Origin of the sequence: Streptomyces sp. NRRL F-5630, from assembly GCF_000719475.1 — a bacterium.
In the GTDB taxonomy this organism is placed as follows: domain Bacteria; phylum Actinomycetota; class Actinomycetes; order Streptomycetales; family Streptomycetaceae; genus Streptomyces.
This window is the reverse complement of the sequence record NZ_JOGO01000106.1, coordinates 1-14,299: the sequence shown is the minus strand read 5'-3', so window position 1 is coordinate 14,299 and position 14,299 is coordinate 1. Positions and strand designations below refer to the sequence as shown.

Sequence of the window (14,299 nt, the reverse complement as noted above, 5' to 3'; positions counted from 1 at the left end):
CCTCCACCCCACCCCTGCCTCCCACCGCCCGCCGCCTCCACCTCGCCACCGCCATCGACGTCCCCGGCGCCACCCGCGCCGACGACTTCCTCCCCCTCGCCCGCTTCGCCGACGAGGGACTGCTCGACTTCCTCACGCTCGGCGACTCCTTCGCCGCGCCCGGACTCGATGCGCTCTCCGTCCTCGCGCGGCTCGCGCCCGAGACCCGGCGCGTGGGCCTGGTGCCGACCGTGACCACGACCCACACCGAGCCGTTCCACGTGCAGGCCGCGCTCGCCACGCTCGACTGGGTCAGCCGGGGGCGGGCCGGGTGGCGGCCCGGGGTCTCCACCACCGACGCCGAAGCACGGCTCTTCGGGCGGCGGGCCGCCGTCACGGCGCGCGAGGCATGGCGGGAGGCGGGGGAAGTCGTCGAAGCGGCACGGCTGTTGTGGGACAGCTGGGAGGACGACGCGGAGATACGGGACATCCCCACAGGCCGCTTCGTCGACCGCGACAAGCTCCACTACGCCGACTACTCCGGGAGCACCTTCTCCGTGCGGGGCCCCTCCATCGTGCCGAGGCCGCCGCAGGGCCACCCCGTGATCGTGGCCGACGCGGACGACCCGGTACGGCGCGCCTTCGCGGTCCGCCACGCCGACGTACTCCTCGTCGAGGCGTGCGGGCGCGAGCAGGCCGCCGCGCTCTCCGCGGAGGTACGGGCCGAGGCGGCGCGCGCCGGGCGGGAGCCCGCCGGGCTGCGCGTACTCGCCTCGCTCACCGTCGAGTTGAGCGGCGGCGAGCAGTCGGCCGAACCCGGGCACGGCGGGGGCGGCCCGCGCCTCACCGCGCACGGGCCGCACTACCGGGGCGGGCCCGTCGACCTCGCCGAGCTGATCGGCGACTGGTACGCCGCGGGGGCCGTCGACGGCTTCCACCTGCGCCCCGCCGCACCGGGCCGTGACCTCGAACGCCTCGTCAACGGCACCGTCGCACTCCTCCAGCACCGCGGCGTCTTCCGGGCCTTCCACCCCGGCAGCACCCTGCGCGAACACCTCGGCCTCGCCCGCCCCGCCAACCTCCACCTCACCGCTTGAGCCACCGGAGCCACCGCATGAGCCACCAGCGCCCGCCCCAGCAGACCCGTTCCGCCCCGCCCCGCCGCTCCCCGTCCTCCGACGCCCACCGCCCTCTCCACCTCGCCGCCCACTTCCCCGGCGTCAACAGCACGACCGTCTGGTCCGATCCGCGCTCCGGCTCGCAGATCGCCTTCGACTCCTTCGCGCACCTCGCCCGCACCGCCGAACGCGGCCTCTTCGACTTCTTCTTCCTCGCCGAGGGACTGCGGCTGCGCGAGCACAAGGGCCGTATCCACGACCTCGACGTCGTGGGCCGCCCCGAGTCGCTCGCCGTCCTCAACGCGGTCGCCGCCGTGACCGAGCGCCTCGGTCTCGCCGCCACCGTCAACAGCACCTTCAACGAGCCCTACGAACTCGCCCGCCGCCTCGCGAGCCTCGACCACCTCAGCGGCGGGCGCGCCGCCTGGAACGTCGTCACTTCCTCCGACGCCTTCACCGGCGAGAACTTCCGCCGCGGCGGCTACCTCGATCGCACCGAGCGCTATACACGCGCCGCCGAATTCGTCGCGACCGCCCGGGAGTTGTGGGACAGCTGGAGCCCCGACGGCACCCCGCGCCCCTTCGCCCACCACGGCAGGCACTTCTCGGTCGAGGGCGAGTTCACCCTGCCGCGCTCCCCCCAGGGGCACCCCGTCGTGATCCAGGCCGGGGACTCGGCCGAGGGCCGCGACTTCGCCGCGAGCACCGCCGACGTCATCTTCACGCGCCACGGCACGCTCACGGCCGGGCAGGAGTTCTACGCCGACGTGAAGGGCCGCCTGCCGGGGTACGGGCGCACGGCCGACGACCTGAAGATCATGCCGGGCGTCACCGTCGTCGTCGGCGACACCGACGCCGAGGCGGAGGAGAAGGCCGCGGAGATCCGCCGCCTCCAGGTCTCCCCGCAGAACGCCCTGCTCGCCGCCGAACAGATCTGGGGCACCGACCTCTCCGGCTTCGACCCGGACGGGCCGCTGCCCGCCTTCGACCCCGTCGTCGACTCGGACGTCGTCCAGGGCCGGGTGCGGCAGGGCGATCCGCACGTGCTCGCCGAGAAGTGGCGCGCCCTCGCCCGTACGAGGAACCTCTCGCTGCGCGAGACGGCGATCGAGGCGTCCGGGCGCCAGTCCTTCGTCGGCTCGGCGGCGACGATCGCCGAGGCGATGAGTCACTTCGTGGACTCCCGCGCCGCCGACGGCTTCATCCTCGTCCCGCACCTCACCCCTGGCGGCCTCGACGAGTTCGTCGACCAGGTCGTGCCCCTCCTCCAGGAGCGCGGCGCCTTCCGCACGGCGTACACGGGCCCGACCCTGCGCGACCACCTCGGCCTGCGTCACCCCGCCACCCGGAAGGCTCCGACCCGGAAGACCCCGGAAGAAGCCGCCGCATGAGCCTCACGCCGCACGACACCGCGCCGCACGACACCGCGCCGCACGATTCCGCGGCGACCACCGTCGCCCTCGCCGAGTGGCGGCGGTGGCGCGCCGCCCGCGCTCAGGCCCTCACCGCTCCCTGGGGCCCGCTCTCCGTCACCGGCACGCACTGGCTCGACGACTACCCGGACGGACTGCTTCCGGACATTCCCGGACGCTGGCGCCCGGCCGGGGAACACGTCTCGCTCACGCGCGGCGCGGGGCTGCTCGTACGGGGACGGCCGTACGCGGGCGAGGCCCTGCTCGCCGCCGACGCGGGTCCCGCCGAGCGCGCCCAGGTCGCTCACCGCCGCCGCAGGCTCACCCTCCTGGAGCGCGAGGGGGAGTGGGCGGTACGGGTGCACGACCCCGACGCGCCCGCGCGCCGCGCCTTCCCCCGGCTCGAAGTGAGCCCCTGGGAGGCGCGCTGGGCGGTCGGGGGCCGCTTCGTCCCGTACGAGGCGGGGCGGACCGTGCGGGTGCCGCACGCGGACGGGCGCGAGCGGGGGCTCGCTCTCGGGGGTGAACTGCGCTTCTGCGTCCAGGGATCGGCGTACGCACTGCGTGTCGGCGTACAGCAGGATGGCGGTCTGGGAGCGATCTTCGCGGATGCCACGAGCGGTGCGGGCAGCCACCGCTTCCGCTTCCTGTTCACCCCCGCGCCCGCCCCCGACGGCACGGTCCCGGTGGACTTCAACCGGGCCGTGCTGCCGCCCCGCGCGCTCGGCACGCACTTCCTGTGCCCGTTCCCACCGCCCGGGAACACGCTCGCTCTCGCCGTCGCCGCAGGCGAGCGCCGCCTCGTGGGGGAGGGGGAGGAGGGGCCGGGAGGGTCGTGAAGCAATTCTCAAGTGGAAGATTAGGTAAGGGAGTTGGAGGAGCTTCCGGGGTGGCGGACGAGGCTGGAAGTCGCCCTTGTGCGGTCACGGCGTGGTCACAGAAACTCCCCAGCAGCGCCGGTTCGGTGCCCGCGTCCCGTGATCCGGGGCACGTGCCCCGCACCGCGCCTCACGGGCCCGACCCCCCACGGCGGGCCCCCCGATTCCCCACTGGAGGAACCACGTGAGGACCAAGCGCACCACCCCCCGCACCGGCACCACGAGACGGACCCGGCTGATCGCCGTGGCCTCCGGCCTCCTCGCCACCGCAGCCTTCGCCGTCCCCGCCGCGCAGGCCGGCGAGGCGAAGACGTACTCCGCCAACCAGCTCACCGCCGCGAGCGACGCCGTGCTCGACGCCGATGTCGCCGGCACGGCGTGGAACATCGACCCGAGCAACGGCAAGGTCCAGGTCACCGTGGACAGCACCGTCTCGCAGGCCGAGATCCAGAAGATCAAGGACGCGGCCGGGAGCAACGCGGGCGCCCTGGAGATCGAGCGCACCCCCGGCACGTTCAGCAAGCTCATCTCCGGCGGCGACGCCATCTACGCCTCGTCCTGGCGCTGCTCGCTCGGCTTCAACGTCAGGAGCGGCAGCACCTACTACTTCCTCACCGCCGGGCACTGCACCGACGGCGCGGGCACGTGGTGGTCGAACTCCTCGCACTCCACCACGCTCGGCACCACCGTCGGGTCCAGCTTCCCCGGCAACGACTACGGCCTCGTGCAGTACACCAACTCCTCGGTGGCCAAGGACGGCACCGTGGGCAGCGTGGACATCACGAGCGCCGCCGACGCGACGGTCGGCATGAGCGTGACCCGGCGCGGCTCGACCACCGGCATCCACAGCGGCACGGTCTCCGCCCTCAACGCCACCGTCAACTACGGCGCGGACGGCATCGTCAGCGGTCTCATCCGCACCAACGTGTGCGCCGAGCCCGGCGACTCCGGCGGCCCGCTCTACTCCGGCAACAAGGCGATCGGTCTCACCTCCGGCGGCAGCGGCGACTGCTCCTCGGGCGGTACGACCTTCTTCCAGCCGGTGACCGAGGCGCTCAGCGCCTACGGGGTCAGCGTCTACTGACCCACGGCGCACCGCGGCACGGCAGCGGGCAGGACAGCCGGTAGAGGCGGTACGGGGGTGGGCGGCCCGGGGGGCGCGGGCCGGCCCACCCCCGTACGGCCCCCGGGGCCACCCGACCCCTGTCGCCCCGGGGCCACCCGCCCCTACGACCCCGGGGCGACCCGCCCCCGCCTACTCCGGCACCCCGCTCCCCGCCACGAGCAGCGCCACCGCCTCCGCCTCGGGGCGGGCCGGGAGCCGTGCGCCGTCCCTGCGGCGCAGCGCCACCTCGCCCGCCGCCGCCTCGCGCGCGCCGAGCACTGCGAGGTGCGGGACGAGGCGCGCCTGCCGGACGCGCGCCGCGAGGGTCCCCGCGTGCGCCGGGTACCTCCGCGCCCGCAGCCCCGCCGCGCGGCAGCGCCGTACGAAGGACTCCGCGGCCTCCTCCTGCTCCTCGCCCACCGGCACCACGCCCACCTGCACGGGCGCGAGCCAGGCGGGGAAGGCGCCGCGGTGCACCTCGATCAGCCGCGCGAGGACGCGCTCCAGGCTGCCGAGCACGCTGCGGTGCACCATCACGGGGCGCGGCCGGGAGCCGTCGGCGGCGCGGTAGTCGAGACCGAAGGCGGCCGGCTGATGGAAATCGGCCTGCACGGTCGAGAGGGTGAACTCGCGTCCCGCCGCGTCCCGCGCCTGCACGTCGATCTTCGGTCCGTAGAACGCCGCCTCGCCGCGCCCCTCCTCCCAGTCGAGCCCCGAGGCCGCGAGCGCCTCGGTGAGCGCCGCGGCCGACCGCTCCCACCCCCCGTCGAGCGCGTACGAGGCGCCCTCGCCCGGCAGCGAGAGCCGGTAGCGGCTCGGGGTCAGGCCGAGGGTCCGGTAGGCGGTACGGATCAGGGCGAGCGCCCCGGCGACCTCCTCGGCGAGCGACTCCGGGGCGCAGAACAGGTGCGCGTCGTTGAGGTGGATCGCCCGCACCCGGGTCAGGCCGCCGAGGGTCCCGGAGGGTTCCGCGCGGAACATGCCGCCCAACTCGGCGAGACGCAGCGGCAGCTCGCGGTAGCTGCGGGCCTGGGAGCGGTAGATGAGCGCGTGGTGCGGGCACAGGCTGGGGCGCAGGACGAAGTGCTCGCCGCCGACCTCCATCGGCGGGAACATGTCCGCGCGGTAGTGCGCCCAGTGTCCCGAGCGGACGTACAGCTCCTGTTTCCCGAGCACCGGCGAGTGCACGTGCTGGTAGCCGTCGGCCACCTCCAGGCCGCGTACGTACTCCTCCAGCGCGTGCCGCACGCTCGCGCCGTCGGGGAGCAGGTACGGGAGGCCCGCGCCGAGCAGGGGGTCGGTGCCGTAGAGGCCGAGCACACGGCCGAGGCGGTGGTGGTCGTGTGCGCGGGCGGTGGTGGGGTCGTTCATGGTCGCTCCTGCGGGACGGGGAGCGGGTGGCGACGCGGAAAAGCCCCGGGGCACCCGCCCCGGGGCTTCGCTTCGGTACAGCTCTCAGCGCGCCGGGACGTACTCCGGCGTCGTCGTCCCCTGGTGGTGCGCGGCGGGCTGCATGTCCGGCACGGTAACGGGGCGCGGGGGAGGGGGCCATCGCTTTTCCGGCGCGGGCGCGGGCATGTGACCGGCCCGTCACGCGAGGTCCCGGTCCCGTCCGCGACTCCTTCACCGGGCCTTCGCGCGGTCGCGGTGGCCCGTGAGGAGCCAGGGTCGAGAACCGGCCACGAGGCCGAGGGAGGCGCGCGGCTGGCGCCGTACCGCTCCGACCGGGGCTTTACGCCTGCGAACCCCCTCGCGCGAAGGCGTACTTGACAGCCGGGCGGGGTCGGTGCGGAGGCGTCCGTTCCTTCCGTGCGCGCGGCCGAATATCGACCTTGTGTGCGACTGCAGGCCGTCGGAATAGTGGGCGGCGCACGGTGACACGGACACAGCTTTTCCCGTCCGGCGACACCGTGTGTGAACGCCTTCCGGTCCCGGCACCCCCACACCGCAGGGACCAACCCCCCACAGGAGGACGTGAAGTGACCGAACGACGGACCACCGTGCGACGTGCCGCGATCGCGGGCACCGGAGTGGCCGCGCTGCTCGCGGCCGGATTCACCTTCCAGACCGCGAACGCCGCCGAGGCGCCCCCCACCGCCCCGCACACCCTCTCGGCGCCGAAGGCCGAAAAGCTCGCCTCGCGACTCACCCAGGACCTGGGCGCGCACGCGGCGGGAACCTACTACGACGCGCAGGCCAAGCACCTCGTCGTCAACGTGACGGACCAGTCGGCCGCGAAGACGGCCGAGGCGGCGGGCGCGAAGGCCAGAGTCGTCGCGCACACGCTCGCCGAGCTGAAGTCGGCGCGCTCCGCCGTCGCCAAGGAGACCACCGCGATACCCGGCACCTCCTGGGGCGTGGACCCGGTCTCCAACAAGGTCGTCGTGACCGCCGACCGCACCGTCAAGGGCGCCCAGCTCAAGAAGCTGACCACCGCCGTCGAGAAGCTCGGCACCGCGGCGACGCTCAAGCAGTCCAAGGGCACCTTCAAGCCCCTCATCGCGGGCGGCGACGCGATCGAGGGCTCCGGCGGGCGCTGCTCGCTCGGCTTCAACGTGACGGTCGGCGGCGAGCCCGCCTTCCTCACCGCCGGGCACTGCACCGAGGCGATCAGCAGCTGGAGCGACGCGGACGGCAACCCGCTCGGCAGCAACGCGGGCTCCGAGTTCCCCGGCAACGACTACGGGCTCGTGAAGTACAGCGGGAACACCCCCCACCCGAGCGAGGTCGACCTCTACGACGGCACCAGCCAGTCGATCAGCGGGGCCGCCGACGCGACGGTCGGCCAGGCCGTCACCCGCTCCGGCTCCACCAGCGGCGTCCACAGCGGCGAGGTGACCGGCCTCGACGTGAGCGTCAACTACGGCGCGGACGGCATCGTGGACGGGCTCATCCAGACCACGGTCTGCGCCGAGCCCGGCGACTCGGGCGGCTCGCTCTTCGCGGGCAGCAACGCGATCGGCCTCACCTCGGGCGGCAGCGGCGACTGCACCTCCGGCGGCGAGACCTTCTTCCAGCCGGTCACGGAGGCGCTGGACGCCTTCGGCGCCGAGATCGGCTGACACCCGCACCACCCCCAGGGCCCCGGCCCCCGCCACGCGCGGGGGCCGGGGCCCTGGTCGTGCCTGCCCCTGCCCTGCCCCCGTCGCCCGTCACTCCCCGTGCCCGTTCACCCGTCTGTTCGTACGCCCGCCGTGCTAATCGTACGAACGTTCGAGACGTGGTTTATCGTGGTGCCCGAGAGATGAACCAGGGGGTGAGCACGAGCGTCCGAGGAGGTGCGGATGACCAGGTCTCCGGGCCTTTCGGGTCTCGGTTTCGCGCATCTGCGCACCGTCTCCGGCAACTCGGCGCGGTACGGCGCCTCGCATCCCGAGGCGCTCGCCGCACGGGCCGCGGAGCGGGGCATGGACGCCGTCGCGCTCACCGACCGCGACACCCTCGCCGGAGCCGTGCGCTTCGCCAAGGCGTGCGCCGAGGAAGGCGTGCGGCCCCTGTTCGGGGTCGATCTCGCCGTGGACGTACCCGCCACGCGGGACACGCGCGGCGGCGGGCGGCGGCGCGCTCCCGTACGGGGCGGGGCCTTCCTCGACGAGTCCGCGCCGCGGGTGACCTTCCTCGCCCGCGACGGCGCGCGCGGCTGGGCCTCCCTGTGCGCGCTGGTGACCGCCGCCCACGCCCGCGGCGAGCGCCCGCCGCTGCTGCCCTGGGACGCCCACCCCGGCGAAGGGCTCACCGTCCTGCTCGGCCCCGAGTCCGACATCGGCCGCGCCCTCGCCGCCGGGCGCCCCGACCGCGCGGCCCGCCTCCTCGCCCCCTGGCGCGAGCGCTACGGCGACGCGCTGCGCCTCGAAGCCGTCCACCACGGACGCGCCGGTACGGGACCCGGCTCCCTGCGCCTCGCCGCCCGCACCGTCGGCTTCGCCGCCGAGCAAGGCGTACGCCCCGTGCTCACCAACGCGGTGCGCTACGCCGACCCGGGCCAGGGCCGCATCGCCGACGTGCTCGACGCGGCCCGCCGCCTCGTTCCCATCGACCCCGCCAAGGGCCTCGACAGCGGCGAGCGCTGGCTCAAGGACGCCGGGCGCATGGCCGCCGAGGCCGAACGGATCACGACCGCCGCGGGCTTCGGCCCGCAGGCCGCCGCCGCGCTCCTCGCCCACACGGCCCGTACCGCGGCGGAGTGCCTCGTCGACCCCGAGGACGACCTCGGCCTCGGCTCCGTGCGCTTCCCCGAACCGCGTCTCGTCGGCGCCGGCCGGCGCACCGCGCAGCGCGCCCTCGCCTCGCGCGCCGCCGCCGGGATGGTCCGGCACGGCTACGACCGGGGCCCGAAGGCGCGCGCGTACTGGGAGCGGATGCACCACGAGCTGGACATCATCGGGCACCACGACTTCGCCTCGTACTTCCTCACCGTCGCCCGCGTCGTCGACGACGTGCGCGACCTCGGCATCCGCGTCGCCGCGCGCGGCTCGGGCGCGGGCTCCCTCGTCAACCACCTCCTCGGCATCGCGCACGCCGACCCGCTGGAGCACGGGCTGCTCATGGAGCGCTTCCTGTCCAAGCGGCGCTCCGTGCTGCCCGACATCGACATCGACGTCGAGTCCGCGCGCCGCATCGAGGTCTACCGCGCGATCCTCGGCCGCTTCGGGCCCGAGCGCGTCGCGACCGTCGCGATGCCCGAGACGTACCGCGTGCGGCACGCGATCCGCGACGTCGGCGCCGCGCTCTCGCTCGACCCCGCCGACATCGACCGCATCGCCACCGCCTTCCCGCACATTCGCGCCCGCGACGCCCGCACCGCGATGGACGAACTGCCCGAACTCGCCTCCGTCGCCGCCGAGCGCGAGAAGTACGGGACCTTCTGGGAACTGGTCGAAGGGCTCGACGCGCTCCCGCGCGGCGTCGCGATGCACCCGTGCGGGGTGCTCCTCTCGGACGCCTCGCTGCTCTCGCGCACCCCCGTCGTGCCCACGAGCGGCGAGTCGCTGCCGATGGCGCAGTTCGACAAGGAGGACGTCGAGGACCTCGGGCTGCTCAAGCTCGACGTCCTCGGGGTGCGGATGCAGTCCGCGATGGCGCACGCCCTCTCCGAACTGGACCGGGCCACCGGCGAGGCGCCCGACATCGACGCGCTCCCGCCAGGCGACGAGAGGACGTACCAGCTCATCCGCTCCACCGAGACCCTCGGCTGCTTCCAGATCGAGTCGCCCGGCCAGCGCGACCTCGTCGGGAGGCTCCAGCCGTCCACCTTCCACGACCTCGTCGTGGACATCTCACTCTTCCGCCCGGGGCCCGTCGCCGCCGACATGGTGCGGCCCTTCATCGAGGCCCGGCACGGCCGCGCCCCCGCGCGCTACCCGCACCCCGACCTCGCCCCCGCCCTCGCGGACACCTACGGCGTCGTCGTCTTCCACGAGCAGGTCATCGACCTCGTGCACACCATGACCGGCTGCGGGCGCGACGAGGCCGACCGGGTGCGGCGCGGGCTCTCCGACCCCGAGTCGCAGGGCCGCATCCGCTTCTGGTTCGCGCAGCGCGCCGCCGAACGCGGCTACGACGCCGAGACCGTCACGCGCACGTGGGAGATCGTCGAGGCGTTCGGCTCGTACGGCTTCTGCAAGGCGCACGCCGTCGCCTTCGCCGTGCCCACCTACCAGTCCGCCTGGCTCAAGGCCCACCACCCGGCCGCCTTCTACGCCGGGCTGCTCACCCACGACCCCGGCATGTACCCCAAGCGGCTGCTCCTCGCGGACGCGCGGCGCAGGGGCGTACCGATCCTGCCCGTGGACGTGAACCACTCCGCCCCGGCCCATCGCATCGAACTGGTGTCCGATGACGAGCCTCCGGCGGCCCGCTGGGGTGTCCGCCTCGGGCTCGCCGACGTGCACGGCATGAGCGAGGCCGAGGGCGAGCGGATCGCCGCCGCGCAGCCGTACACCTCGCTCCTCGACTTCTGGGAGCGCGCGCGGCCCTCGCGGCCCGTCGCCGAACGCCTCGCGCAGGTCGGCGCGCTCGACGCCTTCGGCGCCAACCGCCGCGACCTCCTCCTCCACCTCGCCGAACTCCACCGCATGGGCAGGGGTGCCGCCTCGCACGGCACCCAGCTCCCGCTCTCCGGCGGTCGCCGCACCGCGCCCGCCGGGCTCCCCGACCTCGACGAGACCGAACGGCTCAGCGCCGAACTCGGCGTCCTCGGCATGGACGCGTCCCGCCATCTCATGGGCGACCACCAGGAGTTCCTGCGCGAACTCGGCGTCGTTTCCGCGCGCCGCCTGCGCGAGGCCCCGCACGGCGCGACCGTCCTCGTCGCCGGCGCCAAGGCCGCGACCCAGACCCCGCCCATCCGCTCCGGCAAACGCGTCGTCTTCACGACCCTCGACGACGGCACCGGACTCGTCGACCTCGCCTTCTTCGACGACTCGCACGAGCGCTGCGCCCACACCGTCTTCCACTCCTGGCTGCTCCTCGTGCGCGGCACCGTGCAGCGGCGCGGGCCGCGCAGCCTCAGCGTCGTCGGCACCGTCGCCTGGAACCTCGCCGAACTCCTCGACCTGCGCGCCGAGGGCGGCCTCGAAGCGGTCGCGGCGAAGCTCGCCGAACCCCTGGAGGAGCAGCCCGCGGAACCGGCCTCGGCCGCGCGCCGCATCACCCTCCCCACCGGTTTCGCGCTCAACCCCTGGGCCGATCTCAAACCGGCGGGCGCGGACACGGCGGCGACGGGCCGCGGGATCGCGCGGGCGAAGCTGTGGCACCAGAGCCAGGGGAGCGCGGGATGAGCGGCCCGGCACGGTACGGGGAGGGCGCGGACCCGTACGGGGAGAGGGCGGGCGAAGCCCCGGGCCCGTACGGGGAAGACGCGACCGGTGGTGCGGAAAGCGCGGCCGGGGGGACGGGGGAGGGATCCGGCGCCGGTGTCCTCTGCGTGCGCTTCCGGCTCTCGCGCGAGCCCGGCGCGCCCGACCTGCTGCCCGCGCTGCTCGCCACCGTCGAAGGGCTCACCCCGCTCGTCCAGGCGCTCCCGCCCGACACCGCGCTCGCCGACGTGCGCGGCGCGCGCCGCTACTTCGGGCGCGACGTCGCCGAACTCGCCGCGCTCGTACGGGTGCGGACCCTCGCCCTGCACGGTGTCGTGTGCGCGATCGGCGTGGGCCCCACCCCGCTCATCGCCCGCATGGCCGCGCGCGAGGCCCGCTTCGGCGCGACCGTCACCGTCACCGAGGACGGGCTCGCCGCCTACCTCGACCGCAAGCCCGTCATCGCGCTGCCGGGCGTGGGCCCCGCCACCGCCCGTACGCTCTGCTCCTACGGACTCGACTCCGCCGGACGCGTCGCCGCCGCCCCGCTCGGCACCCTCCAGCGCATCCTCGGCGCCCGCGCCGGACGCGAACTGCGCGCCCGCGCGCACGGCATCGACCCCACCCCCGTCACCCCCGACGCGCTCTCCCGCGCCCTCTCCGCGCACCGCGCCTTCGACCGCGACGAACTCGACCGCGACCGCCAACGCCGCGCCCTGCTCTCACTCACCGAGGAACTCGGCACCCGGCTGCGGGCCGAGGAGCAGGTGTGCGCGAGCCTCCAGCTCACCGTCCGCTACGCCGACCGCTCCACCACCGTGCGCTCCCGCGCGCTGCCCGAGCCCAGCGCCCACACACGGGCGCTCACCGCCGCCGCGTACGGCCTGCACGAGGCGCTCGGCCTGCAACGCGCCCGGGTGCGGGGGCTCGTGCTGCGCGCCGAGGGCCTGCGGCCCGCCGCCGGGGCCGCCCACCAGCTCAGCCTGGACCCCGAGGACGACAAGGCGCACCGCCTGGAGGCGGCGGCCGACCGCGCGCGGCGGCGCTTCGGCGCGGGGGCGGTCGTCCCGGGGACGCTGGCGGCGTGAGAGCGGCCCCGTCCGGGCCCGGGGCCCGGACGCAGGCGGTGCTCACTTCGTGAGCGCGTCCACCTCCGCCGCGTACAGCACCGCCGGATCGAAGCCCATGCCGTCGAAGTCGCCCGCGAGTTCGAGCGAGAGCACCCCGTGCAGGCGGGTCCAGACGGTGAGGGCGCGCAGGCGGGCGGCCGGGCTCGCGGGATGGCCCCTGGCCCAGTCGCCGTGCTCGGCGAAGTACCCCTCCGCAGGGGGCACGACACCCCGGGGCCGGTCGTCCTGCCCGTCCTGTGCCGCGCACACGTCGAGGAGCACCGCCATGATCTCCGAGGCCGTGACCACCGTGTCCTCGGGGGCGTGGTAGCCGGGCAGCGGAGTGCCGTAGACGAGGAAGTACCGCTGCGGGTCGGCGAGCGCCCAGGCGCGCAGGGCCCGCGCCAGGCCCGGGAGGTCGGTGCCCTCGGCCGCGCGGGCCAGGAAGGTGTCGGCGAGGCTGCGGTAGGCGTCCCTGATGAGGTCGGTGATCAGGTCGTCGCGGCTGGCGAAGTACCGGTAGAGGGCGGGGCCGCTCATGCCGATCCGCTTCGCGATCGCGTTGAGGGACAGGGCACTCGCCCCCGCCGTCGCTATCTGCTCCCACGCGTGGCGCTTGATGTCCTCGCGCACCTGGGCGCGGTACCGCTCGCGGGAGGTCTTCGGCTCGCTCACGCGCTCTCCTCGGCTCGGGATCGATCGGGTCGGATGCTCTCGGTGAGAGGTTATCACTTGAGTTATTGACTCTCGCAGACGGAATGCGTTATAACTTCTCACGAAAGCGAGAACCTCTATGGATCGGGGAACGTCATGAGTGAGAGCGCACGTCGTGTCGAGGTCGTCCTGCCGGGCATCGTGGAACCGGAGGGCCTTCAGGTGCGCGAGGCGGAGGCGCCCGTGCCCGGCGAGGGAGAGGTGGTGCTCGCGATGGAGGCGAGCGGGGTCTCCTTCGCCGAGCAGCAGATGCGGCGCGGCCGGTACTTCGACCAGCCGCCGTTCCCCTTCGTGCCGGGGTACGACCTCGTGGGCCGCGTCGACACGACGGGCCCGGGCGTCGACCCGGCCCTCGTGGGGCGGCGGATGGCCGTACTGCTCAAGGTGGGCGGCTGGGCGAGCCGCGTACGCGTCGCCGCCGCCGACCTCGTACCGGTGCCCGAGGGCGTGAGCGCCGAGGAGGCCGAGACCGTCGTCGTCAACGGCATCACGGCCTGGCAGATGCTGCACCGCAAGGCCAGGGTGAGCGCCGGGCAGACCGTCCTCGTGCACGGCGCGGGCGGCGGCGTCGGTTCCGTCCTCGTCCAGCTCGCCCGGGCGGCCGGCGCCGAGGTCATCGGTACCGCGTCGGCCCGCCACCACGAGGCGCTGCGCGCGCTCGGCGTCACGCCGCTCGACTACCACGACGGCGATGTGGCCGCGCGGGTGCGGGAGCTGGCGCCCGGCGGCGTCGCGGCCGTCTTCGACCACGTCGGGGGCCCCGGCATCGTCGACTCCTGGCGGATGCTCGCGCGCGGCGGCACGCTCGTCGCGTACGGGACCGCGTCCACCCGCGACGCCACCGGCTCGCGGCAGTGGCCGGTCATCAAGCTCCTCGTACGCCTCGGGCTGTGGCAGCTGCTACCCAACGGGCGCAGGGCCGGCTTCTACAACATCTGGGCCGGCTCCCGGAACAAGGCCCGCTTCCGCGCCCACCTGCGCGCCGACCTCACGGCGGTCCTCACCGCGCTCGCGCGCGGCGAGATCACCGCCCGCGTCGCCGGGACCTTCCCGCTCGCGAAGGCCGCCGAAGCGCTGCGCCTCGCGGAGTCCGGCACGGTGAGCGGCAAGATCGTCCTGACACCGTGAGGCCGGGACGGGCGGGGGAGCGGGCCGAGGGGCGGAGGGACGCCCCGCCACCCTCGGCC

Annotated in this window: 10 protein-coding genes; 8 read left to right on the top strand and 2 right to left on the bottom strand. The window is 74.8% G+C overall.

The features are described 5' to 3' along the window. Positions 1 to 14 precede the first annotated feature (14 nt). From IF99_RS0128495 to IF99_RS0128480, 4 genes are all read left to right on the top strand, one after another. Entirely contained in the window at positions 15 to 1,076 is a 1,062-nt protein-coding gene (locus IF99_RS0128495; RefSeq protein ID WP_031000963.1) for an LLM class flavin-dependent oxidoreductase, read from the top strand. Positions 1,077 to 1,093: 17 nt separating this feature from the next. Beyond that, entirely contained in the window at positions 1,094 to 2,488 is a 1,395-nt protein-coding gene (locus tag IF99_RS0128490; protein WP_031000961.1) for an NtaA/DmoA family FMN-dependent monooxygenase, read from the top strand. Then, positions 2,485 to 3,348: a DUF1684 domain-containing protein gene (locus tag IF99_RS0128485; protein WP_037827877.1), complete on the top strand. Its 864-nt coding sequence runs from the start codon at positions 2,485 to 2,487 to the stop codon at positions 3,346 to 3,348. Before IF99_RS0128490 ends, IF99_RS0128485 begins: the two co-directional genes overlap by 4 nt. Positions 3,349 to 3,571: 223 nt before the next feature. Further along, positions 3,572 to 4,471, top strand: coding sequence for a S1 family peptidase (locus tag IF99_RS0128480; protein ID WP_031000958.1), 900 nt, complete (start codon positions 3,572 to 3,574; stop codon positions 4,469 to 4,471). 171 nt (positions 4,472 to 4,642) lie between these two features. Here IF99_RS0128480 and thrS read toward each other — a convergent pair whose 3' ends face one another. Beyond that, positions 4,643 to 5,863: a threonine--tRNA ligase gene (gene thrS, locus IF99_RS0128475; RefSeq protein WP_031000956.1), complete on the bottom strand. Its 1,221-nt coding sequence runs from the start codon at positions 5,861 to 5,863 to the stop codon at positions 4,643 to 4,645. Between the two features lie 608 nt (positions 5,864 to 6,471). On the opposite strand from thrS, the gene IF99_RS0128470 reads away from it, so the two are divergent. The 3 genes from IF99_RS0128470 to IF99_RS0128460 all read left to right on the top strand — a co-directional run bounded on the left by IF99_RS0128470 (position 6,472) and on the right by IF99_RS0128460 (position 12,377). Then, positions 6,472 to 7,554 carry a S1 family peptidase gene (locus tag IF99_RS0128470; protein WP_031000954.1) on the top strand — a complete coding sequence of 361 codons (1,083 nt, stop codon included), beginning with the start codon at positions 6,472 to 6,474 and terminating at the stop codon, positions 7,552 to 7,554. Between the two features lie 222 nt (positions 7,555 to 7,776). Beyond that, a complete protein-coding gene (locus IF99_RS0128465; protein ID WP_031000952.1) occupies positions 7,777 to 11,271 on the top strand; it encodes a DNA polymerase III subunit alpha in 3,495 nt (1,164 codons plus the stop codon). Next, entirely contained in the window at positions 11,268 to 12,377 is a 1,110-nt protein-coding gene (locus IF99_RS0128460; RefSeq protein WP_234340899.1) for a DNA polymerase Y family protein, read from the top strand. The genes IF99_RS0128465 and IF99_RS0128460 overlap by 4 nt, the downstream gene beginning before the upstream one ends. A gap of 42 nt (positions 12,378 to 12,419) precedes the next feature. On the opposite strand, the gene IF99_RS0128455 is transcribed toward IF99_RS0128460, so the two are convergent. Further along, the gene (locus IF99_RS0128455; RefSeq protein WP_031000948.1) at positions 12,420 to 13,073 is read right to left on the bottom strand and encodes a TetR/AcrR family transcriptional regulator; all 654 of its coding nucleotides are present in this window, start codon (positions 13,071 to 13,073) and stop codon (positions 12,420 to 12,422) included. Positions 13,074 to 13,208: 135 nt separating this feature from the next. Here IF99_RS0128455 and IF99_RS0128450 point away from each other — a divergent pair, with 135 nt between their 5' ends. Then, positions 13,209 to 14,240: a medium chain dehydrogenase/reductase family protein gene (locus IF99_RS0128450; RefSeq protein WP_031000947.1), complete on the top strand. Its 1,032-nt coding sequence runs from the start codon at positions 13,209 to 13,211 to the stop codon at positions 14,238 to 14,240. The last annotated feature ends 59 nt before the right edge of the window (positions 14,241 to 14,299 follow it).

What these genes read in the sequence shown, in the direction of transcription:
- thrS (WP_031000956.1), bottom strand. Translation starts at nt 5,863, where the DNA reads ATGAACGACCCCACCACCGCCCGCGCACACGACCACCACCGCCTCGGC.
- IF99_RS0128490 (WP_031000961.1), top strand. Translation starts at nt 1,094, where the DNA reads ATGAGCCACCAGCGCCCGCCCCAGCAGACCCGTTCCGCCCCGCCCCGC.
- IF99_RS0128450 (WP_031000947.1), top strand. Translation starts at nt 13,209, where the DNA reads ATGAGTGAGAGCGCACGTCGTGTCGAGGTCGTCCTGCCGGGCATCGTG.
- IF99_RS0128465 (WP_031000952.1), top strand. Translation starts at nt 7,777, where the DNA reads ATGACCAGGTCTCCGGGCCTTTCGGGTCTCGGTTTCGCGCATCTGCGC.
- IF99_RS0128485 (WP_037827877.1), top strand. Translation starts at nt 2,485, where the DNA reads ATGAGCCTCACGCCGCACGACACCGCGCCGCACGACACCGCGCCGCAC.
- IF99_RS0128460 (WP_234340899.1), top strand. Translation starts at nt 11,268, where the DNA reads ATGAGCGGCCCGGCACGGTACGGGGAGGGCGCGGACCCGTACGGGGAG.